The 15071-nt window shown below is 59.4% G+C and carries 16 protein-coding genes and 2 pseudogenes; 6 read left to right on the top strand and 12 right to left on the bottom strand.

All coding sequences use genetic code 11. From position 1 onward, the window contains the following. The 5 genes from TU79_RS06985 to ptaA all read left to right on the top strand — a co-directional run bounded on the left by TU79_RS06985 (window position 1) and on the right by ptaA (window position 3850). Window positions 1–624 (top strand): cytochrome o ubiquinol oxidase subunit III, encoded by a 624-nt coding sequence (locus TU79_RS06985; protein WP_057007310.1) that lies wholly within the window; start codon window positions 1–3, stop codon window positions 622–624. Beyond that, a complete protein-coding gene (cyoD, locus tag TU79_RS06980) occupies window positions 624–959 on the top strand; it encodes a cytochrome o ubiquinol oxidase subunit IV (protein ID WP_003176003.1) in 336 nt (111 codons plus the stop codon). The genes TU79_RS06985 and cyoD overlap by 1 nt, the downstream gene beginning before the upstream one ends. A gap of 11 nt (window positions 960–970) precedes the next feature. Further along, entirely contained in the window at window positions 971–1858 is an 888-nt protein-coding gene (cyoE, locus tag TU79_RS06975) for a heme o synthase (RefSeq protein WP_057007309.1), read from the top strand. Window positions 1859–1974: 116 nt separating this feature from the next. After that, complete coding sequence (gene queC / locus TU79_RS06970) at window positions 1975–2670, top strand: 7-cyano-7-deazaguanine synthase QueC (RefSeq protein WP_057007308.1); 696 nt, start codon at window positions 1975–1977, stop codon at window positions 2668–2670. A gap of 85 nt (window positions 2671–2755) precedes the next feature. Next, window positions 2756–3850, top strand: a complete 1095-nt coding sequence (gene ptaA, locus TU79_RS06965) for a pyoverdine biosynthesis transaminase PtaA (RefSeq protein ID WP_057007307.1) — start codon at window positions 2756–2758, stop codon at window positions 3848–3850. A gap of 240 nt (window positions 3851–4090) precedes the next feature. Here the strand turns inward: ptaA and TU79_RS06960 are convergent, their stop codons facing one another. The 9 genes and pseudogenes from TU79_RS06960 to TU79_RS06930 all read right to left on the bottom strand — a co-directional run bounded on the left by TU79_RS06960 (window position 4091) and on the right by TU79_RS06930 (window position 12427). Continuing rightward, the gene (locus TU79_RS06960; protein WP_057007306.1) at window positions 4091–4795 is read right to left on the bottom strand and encodes a hypothetical protein; all 705 of its coding nucleotides are present in this window, start codon (window positions 4793–4795) and stop codon (window positions 4091–4093) included. Window positions 4796–4880: 85 nt separating this feature from the next. Further along, a pseudogene (locus TU79_RS25970) lies at window positions 4881–5009 on the bottom strand (aspartate aminotransferase family protein); the annotation flags it as partial. Between the two features lie 30 nt (window positions 5010–5039). After that, entirely contained in the window at window positions 5040–6053 is a 1014-nt protein-coding gene (locus tag TU79_RS06955; protein ID WP_057007305.1) for a sensor domain-containing diguanylate cyclase, read from the bottom strand. A 119-nt stretch (window positions 6054–6172) separates the two neighbouring features. Next, complete coding sequence (locus TU79_RS06950) at window positions 6173–6478, bottom strand: XRE family transcriptional regulator (protein ID WP_057007304.1); 306 nt, start codon at window positions 6476–6478, stop codon at window positions 6173–6175. A gap of 10 nt (window positions 6479–6488) precedes the next feature. Further along, window positions 6489–6753: pseudogene (locus TU79_RS25080) on the bottom strand (type II toxin-antitoxin system RelE/ParE family toxin). Window positions 6754–7022: 269 nt separating this feature from the next. Continuing rightward, entirely contained in the window at window positions 7023–8915 is a 1893-nt protein-coding gene (locus tag TU79_RS06945) for an alkaline phosphatase D family protein (protein WP_057007303.1), read from the bottom strand. An 81-nt stretch (window positions 8916–8996) separates the two neighbouring features. After that, window positions 8997–11240, bottom strand: coding sequence for an ATP-binding protein (locus tag TU79_RS06940; RefSeq protein ID WP_057007302.1), 2244 nt, complete (start codon window positions 11238–11240; stop codon window positions 8997–8999). Continuing rightward, window positions 11237–11851 carry a biliverdin-producing heme oxygenase gene (locus tag TU79_RS06935; protein ID WP_057007301.1) on the bottom strand — a complete coding sequence of 205 codons (615 nt, stop codon included), beginning with the start codon at window positions 11849–11851 and terminating at the stop codon, window positions 11237–11239. The genes TU79_RS06940 and TU79_RS06935 overlap by 4 nt, the downstream gene beginning before the upstream one ends. Before the next feature lie 195 nt (window positions 11852–12046). Further along, window positions 12047–12427, bottom strand: a complete 381-nt coding sequence (locus tag TU79_RS06930; protein ID WP_057007300.1) for a response regulator — start codon at window positions 12425–12427, stop codon at window positions 12047–12049. A gap of 204 nt (window positions 12428–12631) precedes the next feature. On the opposite strand from TU79_RS06930, the gene TU79_RS06925 reads away from it, so the two are divergent. Further along, window positions 12632–13006 (top strand): c-type cytochrome, encoded by a 375-nt coding sequence (locus tag TU79_RS06925; RefSeq protein ID WP_057007299.1) that lies wholly within the window; start codon window positions 12632–12634, stop codon window positions 13004–13006. 72 nt (window positions 13007–13078) lie between these two features. On the opposite strand, the gene TU79_RS06920 is transcribed toward TU79_RS06925, so the two are convergent. Genes TU79_RS06920 through TU79_RS06910 form a run of 3 tightly spaced genes read right to left on the bottom strand, consistent with a single transcriptional unit; the run spans window position 13079 to window position 15031 of the window. After that, on the bottom strand, window positions 13079–13561 hold the full coding sequence (locus TU79_RS06920) for a hypothetical protein (RefSeq protein WP_082638393.1): 483 nt from the start codon (window positions 13559–13561) through the stop codon (window positions 13079–13081). Between the two features lie 4 nt (window positions 13562–13565). Next, a complete protein-coding gene (locus tag TU79_RS06915; RefSeq protein ID WP_057007298.1) occupies window positions 13566–13853 on the bottom strand; it encodes a colicin E3-like toxin immunity protein in 288 nt (95 codons plus the stop codon). A gap of 14 nt (window positions 13854–13867) precedes the next feature. Beyond that, complete coding sequence (locus TU79_RS06910) at window positions 13868–15031, bottom strand: S-type pyocin domain-containing protein (RefSeq protein ID WP_057007297.1); 1164 nt, start codon at window positions 15029–15031, stop codon at window positions 13868–13870. Window positions 15032–15071 lie beyond the last annotated feature (40 nt).

Genomic DNA, 15071 nt, shown 5'->3' with positions numbered 1-15071 from the left:
ATGTCGAACTTAGCGACCAATGCTGGACACGTCCATGTCGATGACCATGGGCACCACGACCACCACGACACCGGCCCGATAACCGTCTTCGGTTTCTGGCTCTACCTGATGACCGACTGCATTTTGTTTGCGTCGATCTTCGCGGTGTACGCGGTACTGGTAAACAACGTAGCGGGTGGCCCATCGGGCCACGACATCTTCGAACTGCCTTACGTGCTCGGCGAAACCGCCTTGCTGTTGTTCAGTTCGATCACCTACGGCTTCGCCATGCTGGCCTTCTACAAGGGCAACAAGAAGGGCGTGCTGAGCTGGCTGGGCCTGACCTTCCTGTTCGGCCTGGGCTTCATCGGCATGGAGATCAACGAGTTCCACCTTCTGATCTCCGAAGGCTATGGCCCGCACCGTTCCGGCTTCCTGTCTGCGTTCTTCACGCTGGTAGGCACTCACGGTCTGCACGTATCGGCAGGCCTGCTGTGGATGGCGGTGATGATGTATCAGGTCAATAAACACGGCCTGACCAACACCAACAAGACCCGCCTGAGCTGCCTGAGCCTGTTCTGGCACTTCCTGGACGTGGTCTGGATCTGCGTATTCACCGTCGTCTACTTGATGGGGACTCTGTAATGGCTAATGCACACTCCCATGACAGCCATGATGCGAGCCACGGCAGCGTAAAGTCTTACGCTATCGGCTTCATCCTGTCGGTCATCCTCACCCTGATCCCGTTCGGCCTGGTGATGTACCCGACCTTGCCGAAGTCGATCACCCTGATGATCGTGCTGGCGTTCGCGGTGATCCAGGTGCTGGTGCACCTGGTGTACTTCCTGCACCTGGACCGCTCCGAAGCCCAGCGCGAGAACGTGATTGCGTTCGTGTTCGCCGGTCTTGTGATCGTTCTGCTGGTTGGTCTGTCGCTGTGGATCATGTTCAGCATCCACACCTACATGATGGCGAAGTGAGGTAAGACCCGATGTCGCTTAAGCACTTTATCCAAATCACCAAACCGGGGATCATTTTCGGTAACGTGCTTTCTGTGGCAGGCGGCTTCTTCCTGGCCTCCAAGGGGCATGTCGATCTGGCCATCTTCCTGGCGGCAATGATCGGCACTTCCCTTGTTGTGGCGTCCGGTTGCGTGTTCAACAACTGCATCGACCGTGACATCGACATCAAGATGGAGCGCACCAAGAATCGTGTGCTGGTGCAGGGGCTTATCTCCCTGAAACTGGCGCTGATCTTCGCGACCGTCCTGGGTATTGCCGGTGTGGTGCTGTTGTACAAGGTGGCCAATCCGTTGGCGGCGCTGTTTGCCGTGATCGGTTTTGTCATCTACGTCGGCCTCTACAGCCTGTACCTCAAGCGCAAGTCGGTTCACGGCACGCTGGTGGGCAGTCTGTCGGGGGCGATGCCGCCGGTGATTGGTTATGTGGCTGTGACCAATAGCTTCGACATGGCCGCGCTGGTGCTGCTGGTGATGTTCAGCCTGTGGCAGATGCCGCATTCCTATGCCATCGCGATTTTCCGCTTCAATGACTACCTGGCTGCATCGATCCCGGTTTTGCCGGTCAAGCGTGGCATCCAGGTGGCCAAGAAACACATCCTGCTCTACATCCTGGCCTTCCTTGTGGCGACCTTGATGTTGACCTTCAGTGGCTATGCCGGCATGAGCTACCTCGCCGTTGCCGCCGCCATGGGCATGTACTGGCTGTACATGGCCTGGACCGGCTACAAGGCGGTGGATGACACCGTCTGGGCGCGCAAGCTGTTCGTGTTCTCGATCTTCACCATCACCGCGCTCAGCGTCATGATGTCTCTGGATTTCCAGACGCCCAAAGAGCTGTTGCTGACCTACGCACACTGAGTCATCGAGCACTGGCTCTTGAGCCAGAATCAGCCCCGCCCTCGAAAGAAGCGCGGGGCTTTTTATTGAGCCACCCTTAAACTCTTCCCCACTTCCAAGCAGGCAGGAACCAAAGCATGAGTAAAACAGCCGTTCTGGTATTCAGTGGCGGGCAGGACTCGACGACCTGCCTGATCCAGGCCCTGGCGCGTTACGAACAGGTGCATTGCATTACCTTTGATTACGGCCAGCGCCACGTTGCCGAAATCGAAGTGGCCCGGCGTCTGGCCCAACAGCTGGGCGCCACCGTGCACAAGGTGATGGATGTGTCGTTGCTCAATGAGCTGGCCATCAGCAGCCTGACCCGCGACAACATCCCGGTGCCCACCGAAAGTTCTGGCACTGGCCTGCCGAGTACCTTCGTGCCGGGGCGCAACATCCTGTTCCTGACATTGGCATCGATCTACGCCTACCAGGTAAAGGCCGAAACCGTGATTACCGGCGTGTGCGAAACCGACTTCTCGGGCTATCCCGATTGCCGGGACGAATTCGTCAAGGCACTGAACAAGGCGCTTGCGCTGGGCATGGATTACACACTGCGCCTCGACACCCCGTTGATGTGGCTGAACAAGGCCGAGACCTGGGCGCTGGCCGATGACCTGGGCCAGCTGGAGCTGGTGCGCCAGCAGACCCTGACCTGCTACAACGGCGTGATCGGCGACGGCTGTGGCAATTGCATCGCCTGCGAGCTGCGTGCACGCGGCCTGAATGACTACCTGCAGAACAAGGCGACGGTCATGGGCAGCCTCAAGCACAAGTTGCAGTCGAGCTGAACCACGGTTAAATCCACTGCCCGGCTTCTCGTCATACTTCCTTACACAGTGAGCATTCAGCACTCGCCTACAAGGAGTAGACACCATGGTCAGCGTCAGTCGTCGTTCCCTTCTCGCCTTTGGCGCCGCGTTGCCGGTGCTGGGGCATCTGAACTGGGCGCACGCCGGCCCCGCGCCGGCACCGTCTGACACTCTACGGCTCAATTACAACGAAAGTCCCTACGGCCCGTCAGCCTCTGCCCGCGACGCGATGCAGCGCGCGATTACAGCGGCGGGGCGTTATCCCTACCCGCACATGTACGCGCTGGCCGCGCTGTTCGCCCAGCAGCAGGGCATTGCCGAAGAGCAGGTGGCGGTGTTTGCCGGCTCCATGGCCGCCCTGCGCTATGCCGTCCTGGCGTTTACCAGCCCCACCCGTGGCCTGGTAATGCCCACACCGTCCTACGAAGTGCCACACCAGTCTGCGCAGGCGTGGCGCGCGCCCGTGCGCGAGGTGAGCCTGAATGCCGAGCATGCCCACGACATCCCCGCCATGCTTGCCGCCAATCCCCAGGCGGGCATGCTGTACCTGTGCAATCCCAACAACCCCACCGGCACCCTCACGCCTACCGAGGCGATCCGCCATGCGCTGGCGAACAAACCCAAGGGCAGCGTGCTGGTGGTGGACGAGGCCTATATCGACTTCTGCGATGCCCCCAGTTGCGTGAGCTGGGTGACCGACCACGACGATCTGCTGGTACTGCGTACCTTCTCGAAAATCTACGGCATGGCCGGCGCGCGGGTGGGCCTGGCGATCGGGCATCCGGCGCTGCTGGAACGGCTGGCGGTGTTCGGCGGCGATAACGTCCCGGCGGGTGCAAGCCTGATGGGCGCGCAGGCCAGTCTGGAAGACATCAGGCTGCTGCCGCGACGCAAAGCCCTCAATGCCCAGGCGCGGGATGAGACCATCGCTTGGTTAAAGGGGCGCGGGTTCACCTGCACGGCGTCGCAGAGCAATTGTTTTATGGTCGACCTGAAGCAACCGGCCGAGCAGGTGGTTGAACGGCTGGCAGCCCATCACGTGCTGGTGGGGCGGGTGTGGAGCAACTGGCCGCAATGGATGCGGGTGACGGTGGGTAACAAGCACGAGATGGCGCGTTTTCGCGAGGTATTCGCGGCGCAGGTCGAGCCGGTCAGTTGAGACGGCCCTGACTCAATCTGGCAACTCCCTCCCTGTGGCGGGCGGGCTTCTTGTGGCGAGCGGGCTTGCCCCGCGTTGGGCTGCGCAGCAGCCCCAAAACCGTGTTCCGCGCAGTGTCAGGCACACAGCATTTTGTGCAATTGGGGGGGCGCTTCGCACCCCAACGCGGGGCAAGCCCGCTCGCCACAACAAACCCGTTCGCCACAGCAAGCATGCTTGGCACAACAGCCCCTCGCCTATTTACTGCTGCGCGATGCTGTAACCGGCGAACGCCGTCTGCTGCTGCAGCGCGGTGATCACGCTCTTGCGGTTCAGCGGCTGTTCGGCGCCTGAGTTATCCACAAAGCTCTCGACTTCCAGCTCGGCCTCATCGCCTTCACCCACGAAGCTGAACCCCAGGAACTCGAATGCCTCACGGTCGACATTGAGCCTGGAGCGCGGCGTGCGCAGCGGCAGGGTGACGCTGACGCCATCCTTGCTGATCACGAACACTTCAGCGTCTTTTTTGCTACGCGCGGCCTTGCTCTTGCCGGCGCTCGGATTGCTGATGGCTTGATGCGACTGGTTCAGCACCTTGAGGGCCAGGCCATACACCAGCTCCTGAAACTCGGGGTCGTCCTTGAAGCTGGACAGAATACGGCTGATCGAGAACGTGCTGCTCAGGTCCTCAAGGGCGAGGTTGTCGGCCGCTTCCGCGTCCTTGAGCTGCTTGAGTCGGCCCATCAGGTCATAGGCCTTGTCATCGTCGAAAGCGTCGTGAGCCTGGCGGATAGCCACGCGCAACTCGCGGATCTGATCGCTTTCCTTCGAGGTGTGAAACGCGTCCAGCACCATCTCGCTGATGATCTTGGCCGCAGGCACATGCTGTGAAAGATTGATGGCGTTTTCGTATTCAGCCTTGGCGTGCAAGGTGGCTACGGATTCTTCGAGGTGGGAATCAGGCATTGAAATTTCACTACTTCAGTAAACGGAGACAAAAAGCGTCGGGCATTTTCAGGGGGGAGGGGGGTGAGGTCAAGGCGCATGCGTGCTACTCGTCCAGTCGCGCAAGACACGTTTGCCGAATATCCAGCCCTTGCTCCAGCACCGCAGGCTCAACAGTCAGCGGTGCCAACACGCGGCTGATGTGCCGCGACTTGCCGCCGGGCATCAGCAGCAAAAGTCGCCGGGTCATTAATAACGTTGCGGTCTACTCCGACACCCTGTTCTTGCCCGCTGCCTTGGCCCGGTACAACGCCTGATCGGCGCGCCTCATCAACGCGGCCGCCGATTCCCCCCTGTGACGTTGCGCCACGCCCAGGCTCAAGGTCACGCAAACATCGTGCAAGGTGGGTAATTGCGCGATGTGCTGACGAATGTGTTCGGCCGCCTGTTTTGCCGCATCCAGTGTGGTTCCGGGCAGCACCGCCATGAACTCATCGCCGCCCCAGCGGGCCGGCAGGTCGTCGTTGCGCATGCACGCATTCAAGCCCTCGACCACCCGCAGCAGGGTTTCGTCGCCCACGCCGTGACCGTGCCGGTCATTGATCAGCTTGAAGTCGTCAATGTCCATGGCCACCAGCGTCAACGGCAGGCGAAAGCGCTCGGCACGCTCGCATTCTTCCAGCAGGACTTTCTCCAGGCGATAACGGTTGGCGATGTGCGTCAGGGCGTCCTGTTCGGCGAGGATGCGGTTCTCGTCCAGTTGCAGCTGCAGCTGTTGATTGACCCGCGACAGTTCACGGGTGCGTTCGGCGACCAGCGCTTCAAGGGACTGGTTGCGCTTTTGCAGTTGTTCGATGGAGTGTTTGCGCGAATGAATGTCACGGTGCACGCCGACCATGCGCCCCACCGAGCCGTCGGGGTTGCGCGCAATCACATAGCCCCGGTCTTCGATCCACAGGTAACTGCCGTCTTTTTTCCGACAGCGATATTCAGACTGGTAATGGGGCGCGCGCTGATTGATGTAGTCATCGAAAATAACCATCACGCCGGGGTAATCATCCGGATGAATGACGTTCTCCCAGGTAAACACATTGTTTTCCAGGGAGTGGCGGGGATAACCGAGCATCTCGTACCAGCCGGGGTTGCGGTAGACGAAGCCGGTGTTGGCGTTCCAGTCCCAGATCCCGTCGCTGACCAGCTCCATGACGGCATGCAGCATGTCGGCGTTGAGGTCGGAAACGTCATTGCCCAACGGGTTATTGCCGGATATATCGTCCATCTACGCGCTTCCCTGCGTGTGCTGGCGTCAAAGGCCAGTGTGTGTGGGCGCCGATACTCCGTGGCAGGGCTCACTGTACATGGGGGGCTGTGGGGTTTGAATAGGAGGAGTGTGCTGCTTTAGTGGAATGGCGACTGGCTATTGTTTGGTACCAGACGTACCTCCACTCGTTGGCCCAACGCCCTGGCCGCGCAGGCAAGTGTGGCAAGTGTCATGCCTGCATCGTTCTGGTCAAGGGCCCGATCTACAGCGGTACGGCTGGTATGCATGCGTTCGGCCAGCGCTTTTTTGCTGACCTTTTGCGCCCTCATCGCTTCTGCCAACTGCCACGCAATGACACGCTTGAGTGCGGCAGCTGAGACCTCCTCGATAAGTCCGTCTTCGTTGAGGAAGTCATCGAAGCTGGAGCCGATGTGCTTGTTCATGGGATGTTCCTCATAGTTTGTTTTTGCGCAGCCTGGCGATGTTCAACGCGATCGACGGAGTCTTCTGGCTCTTTTTGATAAACCCGTGAAGCAGGACTATCTCGCAATCAAGCAACGTAAAAAATGACTCGAGCAATGTTTGTACCCAGATCGGTTCGGATTTCCCAAAGACGATGCTCCATCTTTCTTACCAAAGGCATTCCATGTGGCCATCCAAACTGCACCGACTTTATGTCAATGCCAATGAGTCTCCTGTACTCCCTTGGCATTGACATCAGCCATTCACGGACGGGTTCGTTGCCAGCATCCGTTCGAAAAAAGTGACGCTTAATACCGAGTGTGGGTTTTTCACAGACGAGTGTACCAAAATAGGTTCATATGACAATCGATCATCGATCAGCCTTTTCTCAAAGTCTGATCAGAGCCTGGCACTTTTTCTGTGAACGAAAGGGATTGAAATTATTCTTGAAATTTCATAAAAAACAGTCGGTTGTGATGGTTCTGATATTGATGTGTGAGGATAGGAATGTCCGAGTAAGAAAATTCACCCGGGCTCCACCATCCTCGTCCTGGGCTTCCCGTCCGCGTTGTGCTGGTAGATCGCCTCAGGCTGGCCCTGCGCATTGAAAAACACCTGGCCGATGCCCGCCGAGTTCCACAGCCGTTCCCCGGCTTCGGCATGTTCGGGGATGTGCGGTACCACCTGCATGGTGCGCCGACGAGTGAACCAGTTGAGTGGGGAGCGTGGTGAGTAGAGCCAGCGATTGAGGCGGTCGAACCACTCCAGCAAACGCGGGGGAAACTGGTTCTTGATGCCGCTGCTGGTGACCTGCCAGAGCCTGGGGCCGCCGTTGCGGTGGCGAATCAGCACTTGGTAGACGAACGAGTAGTGCACGTCACCGGAGAGGATCACGTAGTTACCCGGCGTGCGGGAGTGGCGGAAAATATTGAGGATCACCTGGGCCGCGCCGCGATGGGCCATCCAGTTTTCAGCGTCCACCAGCAGCGGGTAGCCGCACCAGCTGAACACCTTCTGCACGGTCTCGATCAGCTTGACGCCAAACACCGGCGCAGGGGAGACGATGATCGCCGAAGGGTGATCCAGCAGGGCCTGTTGCAGTTCACACAAGGCTTCCCAGTCCAGCAGGCCGGAAGGCTGCTTGAGGGTGAATTCGCTGCGCCAGCGCCGGGTGCGAGTGTCGAGCACCAGCAGGGCCGGGGTGGTGGGCAGCACGTAGTGCCATTGCTGAAATTTCAACAATGTATCGATCAACTCATCCTGCGCAACGGCGTTCAAGTGATTGTTGTGCGCGTGGCCGGCGAGTGCCTGGGTTTGCTCAACCAGGTCGTCAAACGCCTCTGGCTGATTGCCCCAGCCCTGGCAGAGCATGTAGGCGAGCAGCGCATTGCCGATGATGCGCTTGGAGAAAGGGTGGCCGTAGGCGGTTTCCTCCCATTGCGCGCTGAGGTTCCAATCGTCGGTGATGTCGTGATCGTCGAAGATCATCAACGTCGACAGGTGCGCGAGCACGCGCGCGACGCCAGGCAGGCCGTGGCGGAATTGATCGATGTGTACCTGTTCGCGCGCGTAGCGTTGCGGTTCGTCCCCGCTCAGTGGCGGCGGTTCGGGAGTTATCAGGCTCCATGGGATCGGTGACCACACCAACAGGTACATCGCGATCACCTCAGCGAAGGTCACCAGGTGATTGTCAGCGGTACTGCTGGTGAAAATCGGCTTTTTGGTGCCGCCGAAGAAGCGCTCGCGCAGGGTCTGGTTGCTGTCCAGCGCCGGTAGCAGGTCGGCGCGGTGGTAGTAACTGGCGTGGTGCCCGTAGAGGTTGGCGCTGTCGTCCACCACCGCGCCCTCCAGGTGCTCGTCGAACAGACCCAGGCGTTCGATCAGCGCGTGAATCGCCCTGAGCATCGGCCCGGCGACATCATCGGCATACACTTGGTCGCCGCTCATCATCAGCAGGGCCGGGCGTTCGGCGGGAGTATGGGCGCTCGCCAGCAGACGGTCGGCGCACAGCAAGCCCTCGTCGGCGCTGTGGTGAGGTTTGCGGCAGGAGCCATGCAGCAATTGATGGATGCGGCTGTGCAGCACAAAGCTTGGGCATTTGGTGCCGGCGTACAGCAGATGCGGCGCCCACTCGGCCATGGGACTGGCGTTTACCAGCAGGTCGTAGCCGATGCTCACATCCTGCGGCAGGGCGTCAGCCATCGGCACGTCGATCAGGTGGATAAACGCGTGACGGCCGACGGGCACCACCTGGCAATGTGCATCGAGGTCGATGTCCAGGGTTGTGTCGGGCAATCGCAGCCTCAACGCAAGCGTCAGTTCGCAACTGGCGACCAGCCACAGAACCAGGCGTCTGGGCTCCAGGCGCCGTAGCAGGGGGCCGGCAAGGACAGAGGGTAGCGACGACTGCTCAAGCATGAAACGGGCGACTCACAGTGAGAAACAGGCCCGCAGGATAACGCAGGCCGTGTCGATTATGGCGCCCCGTTTGCCTGCGGATCAGTTGCGGGCGGCGCCGGCCACCCTGGGCACGGTGAAGCGGAACTCGCTGCCACGTCCCAGCTCACTTTCCGCAACAATTTTGCCGCCGTGAGCCTGAACAATACCCTGGGTGATATACAACCCGAGCCCGCTGCCCGTGGGATTGTTTTCAGCCTGGGTCCAGTAGCGATCGAACACATAGGGCAGTTGGTCCGGCGCAATGCCCTCACCCGAATCGCGTACCGAAAACACAATATCCTCGCCGTTGCTCATGGCGCTGATCCCGATATTGCCCTGGCGCGGGGTGAACTTGATGGCATTGCCGATCAGGTTCGACAGCACCTGGAACAGGCGCTCCGGGTCGGCATTGATCAGCAGGCCGGGCTCGGTGTTGAACGACAGGTCGATGCCTTTTTCCATCGCCAGCGGCGCCAGCAGTGAATACGCCTCTTCGAACATCTGGCTCACATCCAGCGGCACCGGCTTGACCACGTAGCGGCCGGCCTCGATTTTCGAGGTGTCGAGCAAGTCTTCCAGCAACACGTTCATGCGCGCCGCTGCCTGTTGCATGGTGTCGATCGCCGAGGAAATCCGCCGCGACGTGTGTGGGCCATCGGAGCTGAATGCCTTCTGCATCATGCCGCAGAGCATCGAGATGACGGTCATCGGGTTGCGCAGGTCGTGGGACACCACCGCCACCAGCTCGTCACGCGCGCGCACCGCCTGTTGCTCGCGCAACACCTGGCGCGACAAGTCGTTTTCCAGGGCCGAGCGGCGCAGGTCATTGGCGGCGAACAGGTCGCCGTGGCTCCACTTGGTGGAGATGCCCGCCATTTCCACTTTCCAGATTTCAAACGAAGTGCGTGGGCGAAGGCGCATGCCGGCGTCGGAGCTTTCCAGGGCGAGTGGCTTGTTCGGGTCGCCGCTCCAACTGATGTTTTCCTTCACTTCCGGGCGGAACCACAGCACACCGTTGTCCACAGGCTTGGGCAGGCTCATGGCGAGCACGCCGCTGGCCACTTGCTGGAAATCGGCCGCCGGCGGGTACAGCGCCGCCAGGTTGTGGCTGGCGAACACCGGCTCGCCGTTCTGTTGCAACCAGCGATGCAACGCTCGGATCTGCGAAGGCTCCGGGCAGTTGCCGTAACGGTGCAGTTGCTTGTCCTCGATGATGGCCACGCCGCCGGACAAGGTCAGGTCCATCAGCAACTGGCCGCGTTGGGCGAGGCCATCGAACACATTGTTTTGCGACGCTTTCATCGCCTGATCCAGCAAGGCCAGGGCGTCGACTTTTTCTTCGCGCTGACGGCTCAGCTCCAGGGCTTCCATGGCGCTGATCTGCAACGACAGCACCTGGCCGATGGTCTGGCAGGCGCTACGCAGCTCGTGCGGCACCAACAGCGGTTCACGGTTGCCGCAACTGATCAGGCCCCAGAGCTTGTCACCTTTCATCAGCGAAATGCTCATGGACGACAGCACGCCCATGTTCTGCATGTACTGGCAGTGAATCGGCGACACGCTGCGCAAGGTGGCGAAGCTCAAGTCCAGCGGCTGGTCGATGTCGGGGCGCAGCTTGGGCAGTAGCGGCACCGGTTCGTAAGCCGCATTGGGGATAATGCGTAGCCAGTTGGTGCGGTACAGCTCGCGGGCTTGCTCGGGGATGTCGGACGCCGGGAAGAACAGGCCGTTGAACAGTTCCATGGACGGTGCCGACGCTTCGGCGATCACTTGGCCATGGCCTTCCTCTTCAAAGCGGTAGATCAGCACGCGGTCGTAACCCGTCATGGCCTGGATTTCGGTCACGCTGATTTCGTACAGCGCCTGCAGGGTTTTCGCCGATTGCAGGCGTTGCAGCATCTTGCCCAGGTTACTGACGTGACCGCTGAGTGCCCGTGGCTTGAAATCCTCAAGCCGTGGCTCGAACTCCAGCACCAGCACGCGTTGATGGCGATGCAGCAGGCCCAGGAACTGTGTGCCATTGAGGCTGACATGCAGGGGCGGCGCGTCGGCGAACGTATTGTGCGCGGCCATGCCGCGCACCGCCTCGGCATGCTCGGCGCCGATCAGCGTGTGCAGCGGCTGGCCCAGCAGCGACTCGGGCGCATGGCCGAACAGGGTGCCGACGTTGGCACTGACCTGGATGATGTTCAGGTCGGGCTCCGACAGCGTCAGCAGCACGCCGTGGGGCTGAATCGCCCCGGGAAAGCGAATGGGCTCGTCGGCACAGTTGGCAAGCAGCTCTTCGAAATCTTCGGTTTTCATAGCAGTACCTCCTGGCGGTCGAGCCATTGCTCAAAGCCGCTGAATGTCGAACGGGCAGCGGTCACGGCGCGTTGTTTGTCAGTCGCGTCCAGTGTCTGCCGGTCCAGGTAATCGAGAAATGCTTTCCAGTGACGCCCGGTTTCTGCGCCGTACACATCAAGAAATGCGCCACCGTTGTCGGCATCCACGCCCAGCCGCTGAGCCATCTCCCGGCGCAACACCTGGCCGCCCAGGGTCGCGCCTTCCAGCACATACAGGGCACCGAGGCAGGCGGCGGGGGTGTCGAAGGTCGGGAGATCGGTCCACCGGGGCAGGGCGCTGATGGCGGCGTCGTTCAGGCCGAGGGCGTGAAGGTCACTGACCAGTGTCGGCGTTTTCTCACGCAACAATGTGTCAAAACCTTCGGGGATCAAACCACTGTCGTACAGCGCTGCTTCTATCGGCGCATAGAAGCCGAAGTAAGCCTGCAGCAGACGTCGATACCACTGGGCATCCAGGCGCTCGGAAAAAAACGGCATACGTTTTTCCAGTGCGACGTGCAGCAGGCCAGTGCCCGTTCGCAGCGCTTCCAGCAGGGGTGGCGCACCAACGTCAGGGGCCTGTGAGTGCATTCAGTAAGCTCGAACTGTGGGCCTGTAGGCCATGAATGACGCGTGAAAATGGGCGACGATTTTACACAACTCATTGCCGTCAGCTGCGTGCACAGTGCGAAAAGGCAGACAAGCGGATCAGAAAAGTCGCTCCTTGCTGACTAAATGACCGCAGTAACAGGCGCGAAGTTCGGTTTCAGTGATGTCGCGACGCTATCAATGCATCGAAACACCCTGCTGAGTCAATGCCGTCTGCACGCATTCAATCAGGTGACTGGTGCTCCAGGGTTTGGGCAGGAAGCGTACCGAACCGCCCAGCTCCTCGGCGATCCTGGTATTGCCGGAGGTCAGCAGCACCTGCACCTCGGGCCAGCGATGCGCGACCACGCGGCTCAAGTCGTAGCCGTTGAGCAACCCGGGCATCTGCACGTCACTGACAATCAGGTCCACCGGCTCGTCGCCCCGCTCAAGGTAAATCATGCCTTCATCCGCCGAAGGAAACGACGTCACCACCGCGCCGAAATCTTCCAGCACATCCACCATCAACGCCCGAATGATTTCGTCGTCTTCCAATACCAAAATCGATGGCTGAGCCATGATCCTTACTCCACCATCAGGGGTTCAGTAAGGTGGAGTGGACGGGGGACGATTAGGTTCGATTGGATGTTTTTTAAACGATGGGTGGTCGGTTGGAGGGTCTGGGTTGCGTGTTTGCAAGGAGCGGCGGCACCGGCATCGACCCACAGGCGGTATGAGCTGGCATGGGGCATAATTGCCGGTAACCGCCGATGTGGAGTCACCATGAAATACGCGTTGATCGCTTTAGCCCTCGTTCTTGATACCTCTTCAGCCTTCGCCGCGGGTGATGCCGAAGCGGGCGGCAAGCTCTTCGCCAAGACCTGCGGCGGTTGCCACAGCGTCGGTGAAGGCGCACGGGGTGGGTTTGGACCGGAGCTGAACGGCATCATCGGTCGACCTGCGGGGGTTACCACCGATTATCAATATTCCGACGCGATGAAGAATTCGGGTGTGGTTTGGACACGGGACAAACTCGCGGCCTATATCGAAGACCCGAAAGCGGTGGTGAGCGGGACGCGGATGATTTTCTGGGGAATCAGTGATCGGGAGAAGATTGAGAATATTCTGGCCTATCTGGAAACCTTCCAGCCTAAATGATCACTCCCATAAACGTTGCGAGCATTTTGCGTAAAGCCAGGTCCAGGGAGGCAATTGAACGGTGGGCATTGTTCACCGTTTTCTCGATAACGGCTGTGCAAATACCACACCGTTGAAGGAGTGGGTGTAGTAGTCGGAGAAGGATTCCATGTGCTCAGGCGTCAGCAGTGGATTAACCTTTTGCAGTAGGCCCGCTTCGTCGACCCACAAGCCGCTGTAATAGCTATTTTCATCTGTTCTCACGTACTCCTGCTTGTCGCTTTCATGTAAAGCAACCACCCAGAATATGGGCTCCGGACGATCCAGACGGGCGTTGGCTTCGCTGAAAACCTGATCCCACGGCTGACCGACTTTGGAAAGGAGAAAACGGAATAGCGGGGTGTAATCAAAACCGTGTCGATGGTGGCTGTGCATTGAGCCGCGGTTTGATGGTTTGTCTTTTTCGCTCTTGGTATGCCGCTCATACCGGTAGGCGAGACAACTGCCGTGGCGCACGCCATGGGTTCGGGTGTTGACTGAGCGGTAGAGCAGGGGCTTTTGCAGTGTGTGCTTCATTGCGTCAAGACGCCTTGTTGGGTTGCTTTGGGGGCGGTGGCCATGAGCCTTGGTAGTGAAAAGAAATCTGGAAATCGAACAGATTTGGCTCTATCACCCGCCGAAAGTGTGGCTGAAGAATCACTAGCCAACTTGGGAGAACATCAAATCCTCCAGCATAGATTTGTGGTTCCTCGTGTAAGTCGAGTTCGGTCAGAATACTGTCGCTGTCCTCAAAGTCTGCTGAGTATTCAGATGCCTCCAGGGTTTCTGTTTGTTTGTTGAACCATTGCAGCCGTATTTTCATTGCCATAGCGAACGCTCCGCTTATTTTTCTATACGTCTTTCATCTTTAGCCGGACCCCGCCGCTCACCGGTATAAGGGTCAAATGAACCTAGGTGTTTCACATCACTGTATCGGTAGACTTCCAGCTCTCCTTGTTCTGAATCCCACTCGAAAAGTTTCTTGCCTTTCGCGTCCTTCCAACGCTCCCGAAGGCCGCCTCCGTTACGTTTTCGCGTCTTTCTCTTCTGTTCTATCAAACCAGGGAAGCCAGTAATGTCCTCGGTTTTTGGTGCCGGGTAGTAGCCAAAGTCTGGACTTTTCAATCCCTTCCGAGGCTCATTCACCACCACATACAGCGGCCGAACCCCCGACCTCACCGGGAACACCAGAATAAAATCCCGATACTGAGGTGGATAAATCGGGTTCGCCAGAATCTGTGCCGCCTTCTCCGTCGGCGGATAAATCCAGATCACCGGCGCCTGCGGCGCAGCTTCCAATGCCGGAATACCTGACGTGTCACTGGGATCAATCGCAGGCGTCCAGATCAGCTCCACGCCCTCACCCAAATCCGCCACAAACTGATCGCCACGGCTTTGAAGCTGCACCACATCAATCATCTGCCACGCGGCATGATTGCCCGTGTAAAACCCATACCCTTTGAGCGTGCCGTCCTCACGTTGCTCGATATGCAACCGCATCTGTGAACGCGCCCGTTGCATCGAACGCAACTGCTCCTCGCTGTACAGCGCGCTATCACCCAGCGCCGAAGGCCAAGCCAGCGCCACCAAACCCGTCAGCAGTCCTCCGGCGACGGACCCAACGGCTGTGGCCGCCGACTCCCAAACCGCCGTACGCAATGCCAGCTGCCCCAAGCCCGCGGGCAATGTGCTGCCGCTGATCTTGCGCAAGGCGACTGCGCCTCGGCTGTCCACCTCACGGCCACCCAGCAGGCTTAAATGGCTGTACTCCTTGATCAACTCCAACGGGACATACCCGGCCGGGTTGAAGTAATGAGTGACGCCGTCAGGCAGTTGGCAAGGCTTGATGAAAACGCAGCCTGGAGGTTTGGCTGGCTCGGGTACTGGAGCAGGCGATGCCTCGAAAAAATCAACAGACGGCGAATACGGCACACGCGATGGCTGCGGGGTCAGGATCCGTCGCTTGCGTAAATCTTCTTCGGTGGGTGGGTAAAAGCGCTCTGACATGAAGGGCTCACTTCCTTGTGCGAGGGAGTGAGCCTACGAG

The organism is Pseudomonas trivialis, assembly GCF_001439805.1.
Lineage (GTDB): Bacteria > Pseudomonadota > Gammaproteobacteria > Pseudomonadales > Pseudomonadaceae > Aquipseudomonas > Aquipseudomonas trivialis.
Note: the sequence above shows the minus strand (reverse complement) of the source record. Positions and strands in the feature narration are given on the sequence as shown.

Bases quoted from the DNA above. Each gene is read 5' to 3' on its own strand.
- queC (WP_057007308.1), top strand. From the start codon at position 1,975: ATGAGTAAAACAGCCGTTCTGGTATTCAGTGGCGGGCAGGACTCGACG.
- cyoD (WP_003176003.1), top strand. From the start codon at position 624: ATGGCTAATGCACACTCCCATGACAGCCATGATGCGAGCCACGGCAGC.
- TU79_RS06915 (WP_057007298.1), bottom strand. From the start codon at position 13,853: ATGGCAATGAAAATACGGCTGCAATGGTTCAACAAACAAACAGAAACC.
- TU79_RS06925 (WP_057007299.1), top strand. From the start codon at position 12,632: ATGAAATACGCGTTGATCGCTTTAGCCCTCGTTCTTGATACCTCTTCA.
- TU79_RS06920 (WP_082638393.1), bottom strand. From the start codon at position 13,561: ATGAAGCACACACTGCAAAAGCCCCTGCTCTACCGCTCAGTCAACACC.
- TU79_RS06960 (WP_057007306.1), bottom strand. From the start codon at position 4,795: ATGCCTGATTCCCACCTCGAAGAATCCGTAGCCACCTTGCACGCCAAG.
- TU79_RS06935 (WP_057007301.1), bottom strand. From the start codon at position 11,851: ATGCACTCACAGGCCCCTGACGTTGGTGCGCCACCCCTGCTGGAAGCG.
- ptaA (WP_057007307.1), top strand. From the start codon at position 2,756: ATGGTCAGCGTCAGTCGTCGTTCCCTTCTCGCCTTTGGCGCCGCGTTG.
- TU79_RS06940 (WP_057007302.1), bottom strand. From the start codon at position 11,240: ATGAAAACCGAAGATTTCGAAGAGCTGCTTGCCAACTGTGCCGACGAG.
- TU79_RS06985 (WP_057007310.1), top strand. From the start codon at position 1: ATGTCGAACTTAGCGACCAATGCTGGACACGTCCATGTCGATGACCAT.
- TU79_RS06955 (WP_057007305.1), bottom strand. From the start codon at position 6,053: ATGGACGATATATCCGGCAATAACCCGTTGGGCAATGACGTTTCCGAC.
- TU79_RS06945 (WP_057007303.1), bottom strand. From the start codon at position 8,915: ATGCTTGAGCAGTCGTCGCTACCCTCTGTCCTTGCCGGCCCCCTGCTA.
- cyoE (WP_057007309.1), top strand. From the start codon at position 971: ATGTCGCTTAAGCACTTTATCCAAATCACCAAACCGGGGATCATTTTC.
- TU79_RS06910 (WP_057007297.1), bottom strand. From the start codon at position 15,031: ATGTCAGAGCGCTTTTACCCACCCACCGAAGAAGATTTACGCAAGCGA.
- TU79_RS06950 (WP_057007304.1), bottom strand. From the start codon at position 6,478: ATGAACAAGCACATCGGCTCCAGCTTCGATGACTTCCTCAACGAAGAC.
- TU79_RS06930 (WP_057007300.1), bottom strand. From the start codon at position 12,427: ATGGCTCAGCCATCGATTTTGGTATTGGAAGACGACGAAATCATTCGG.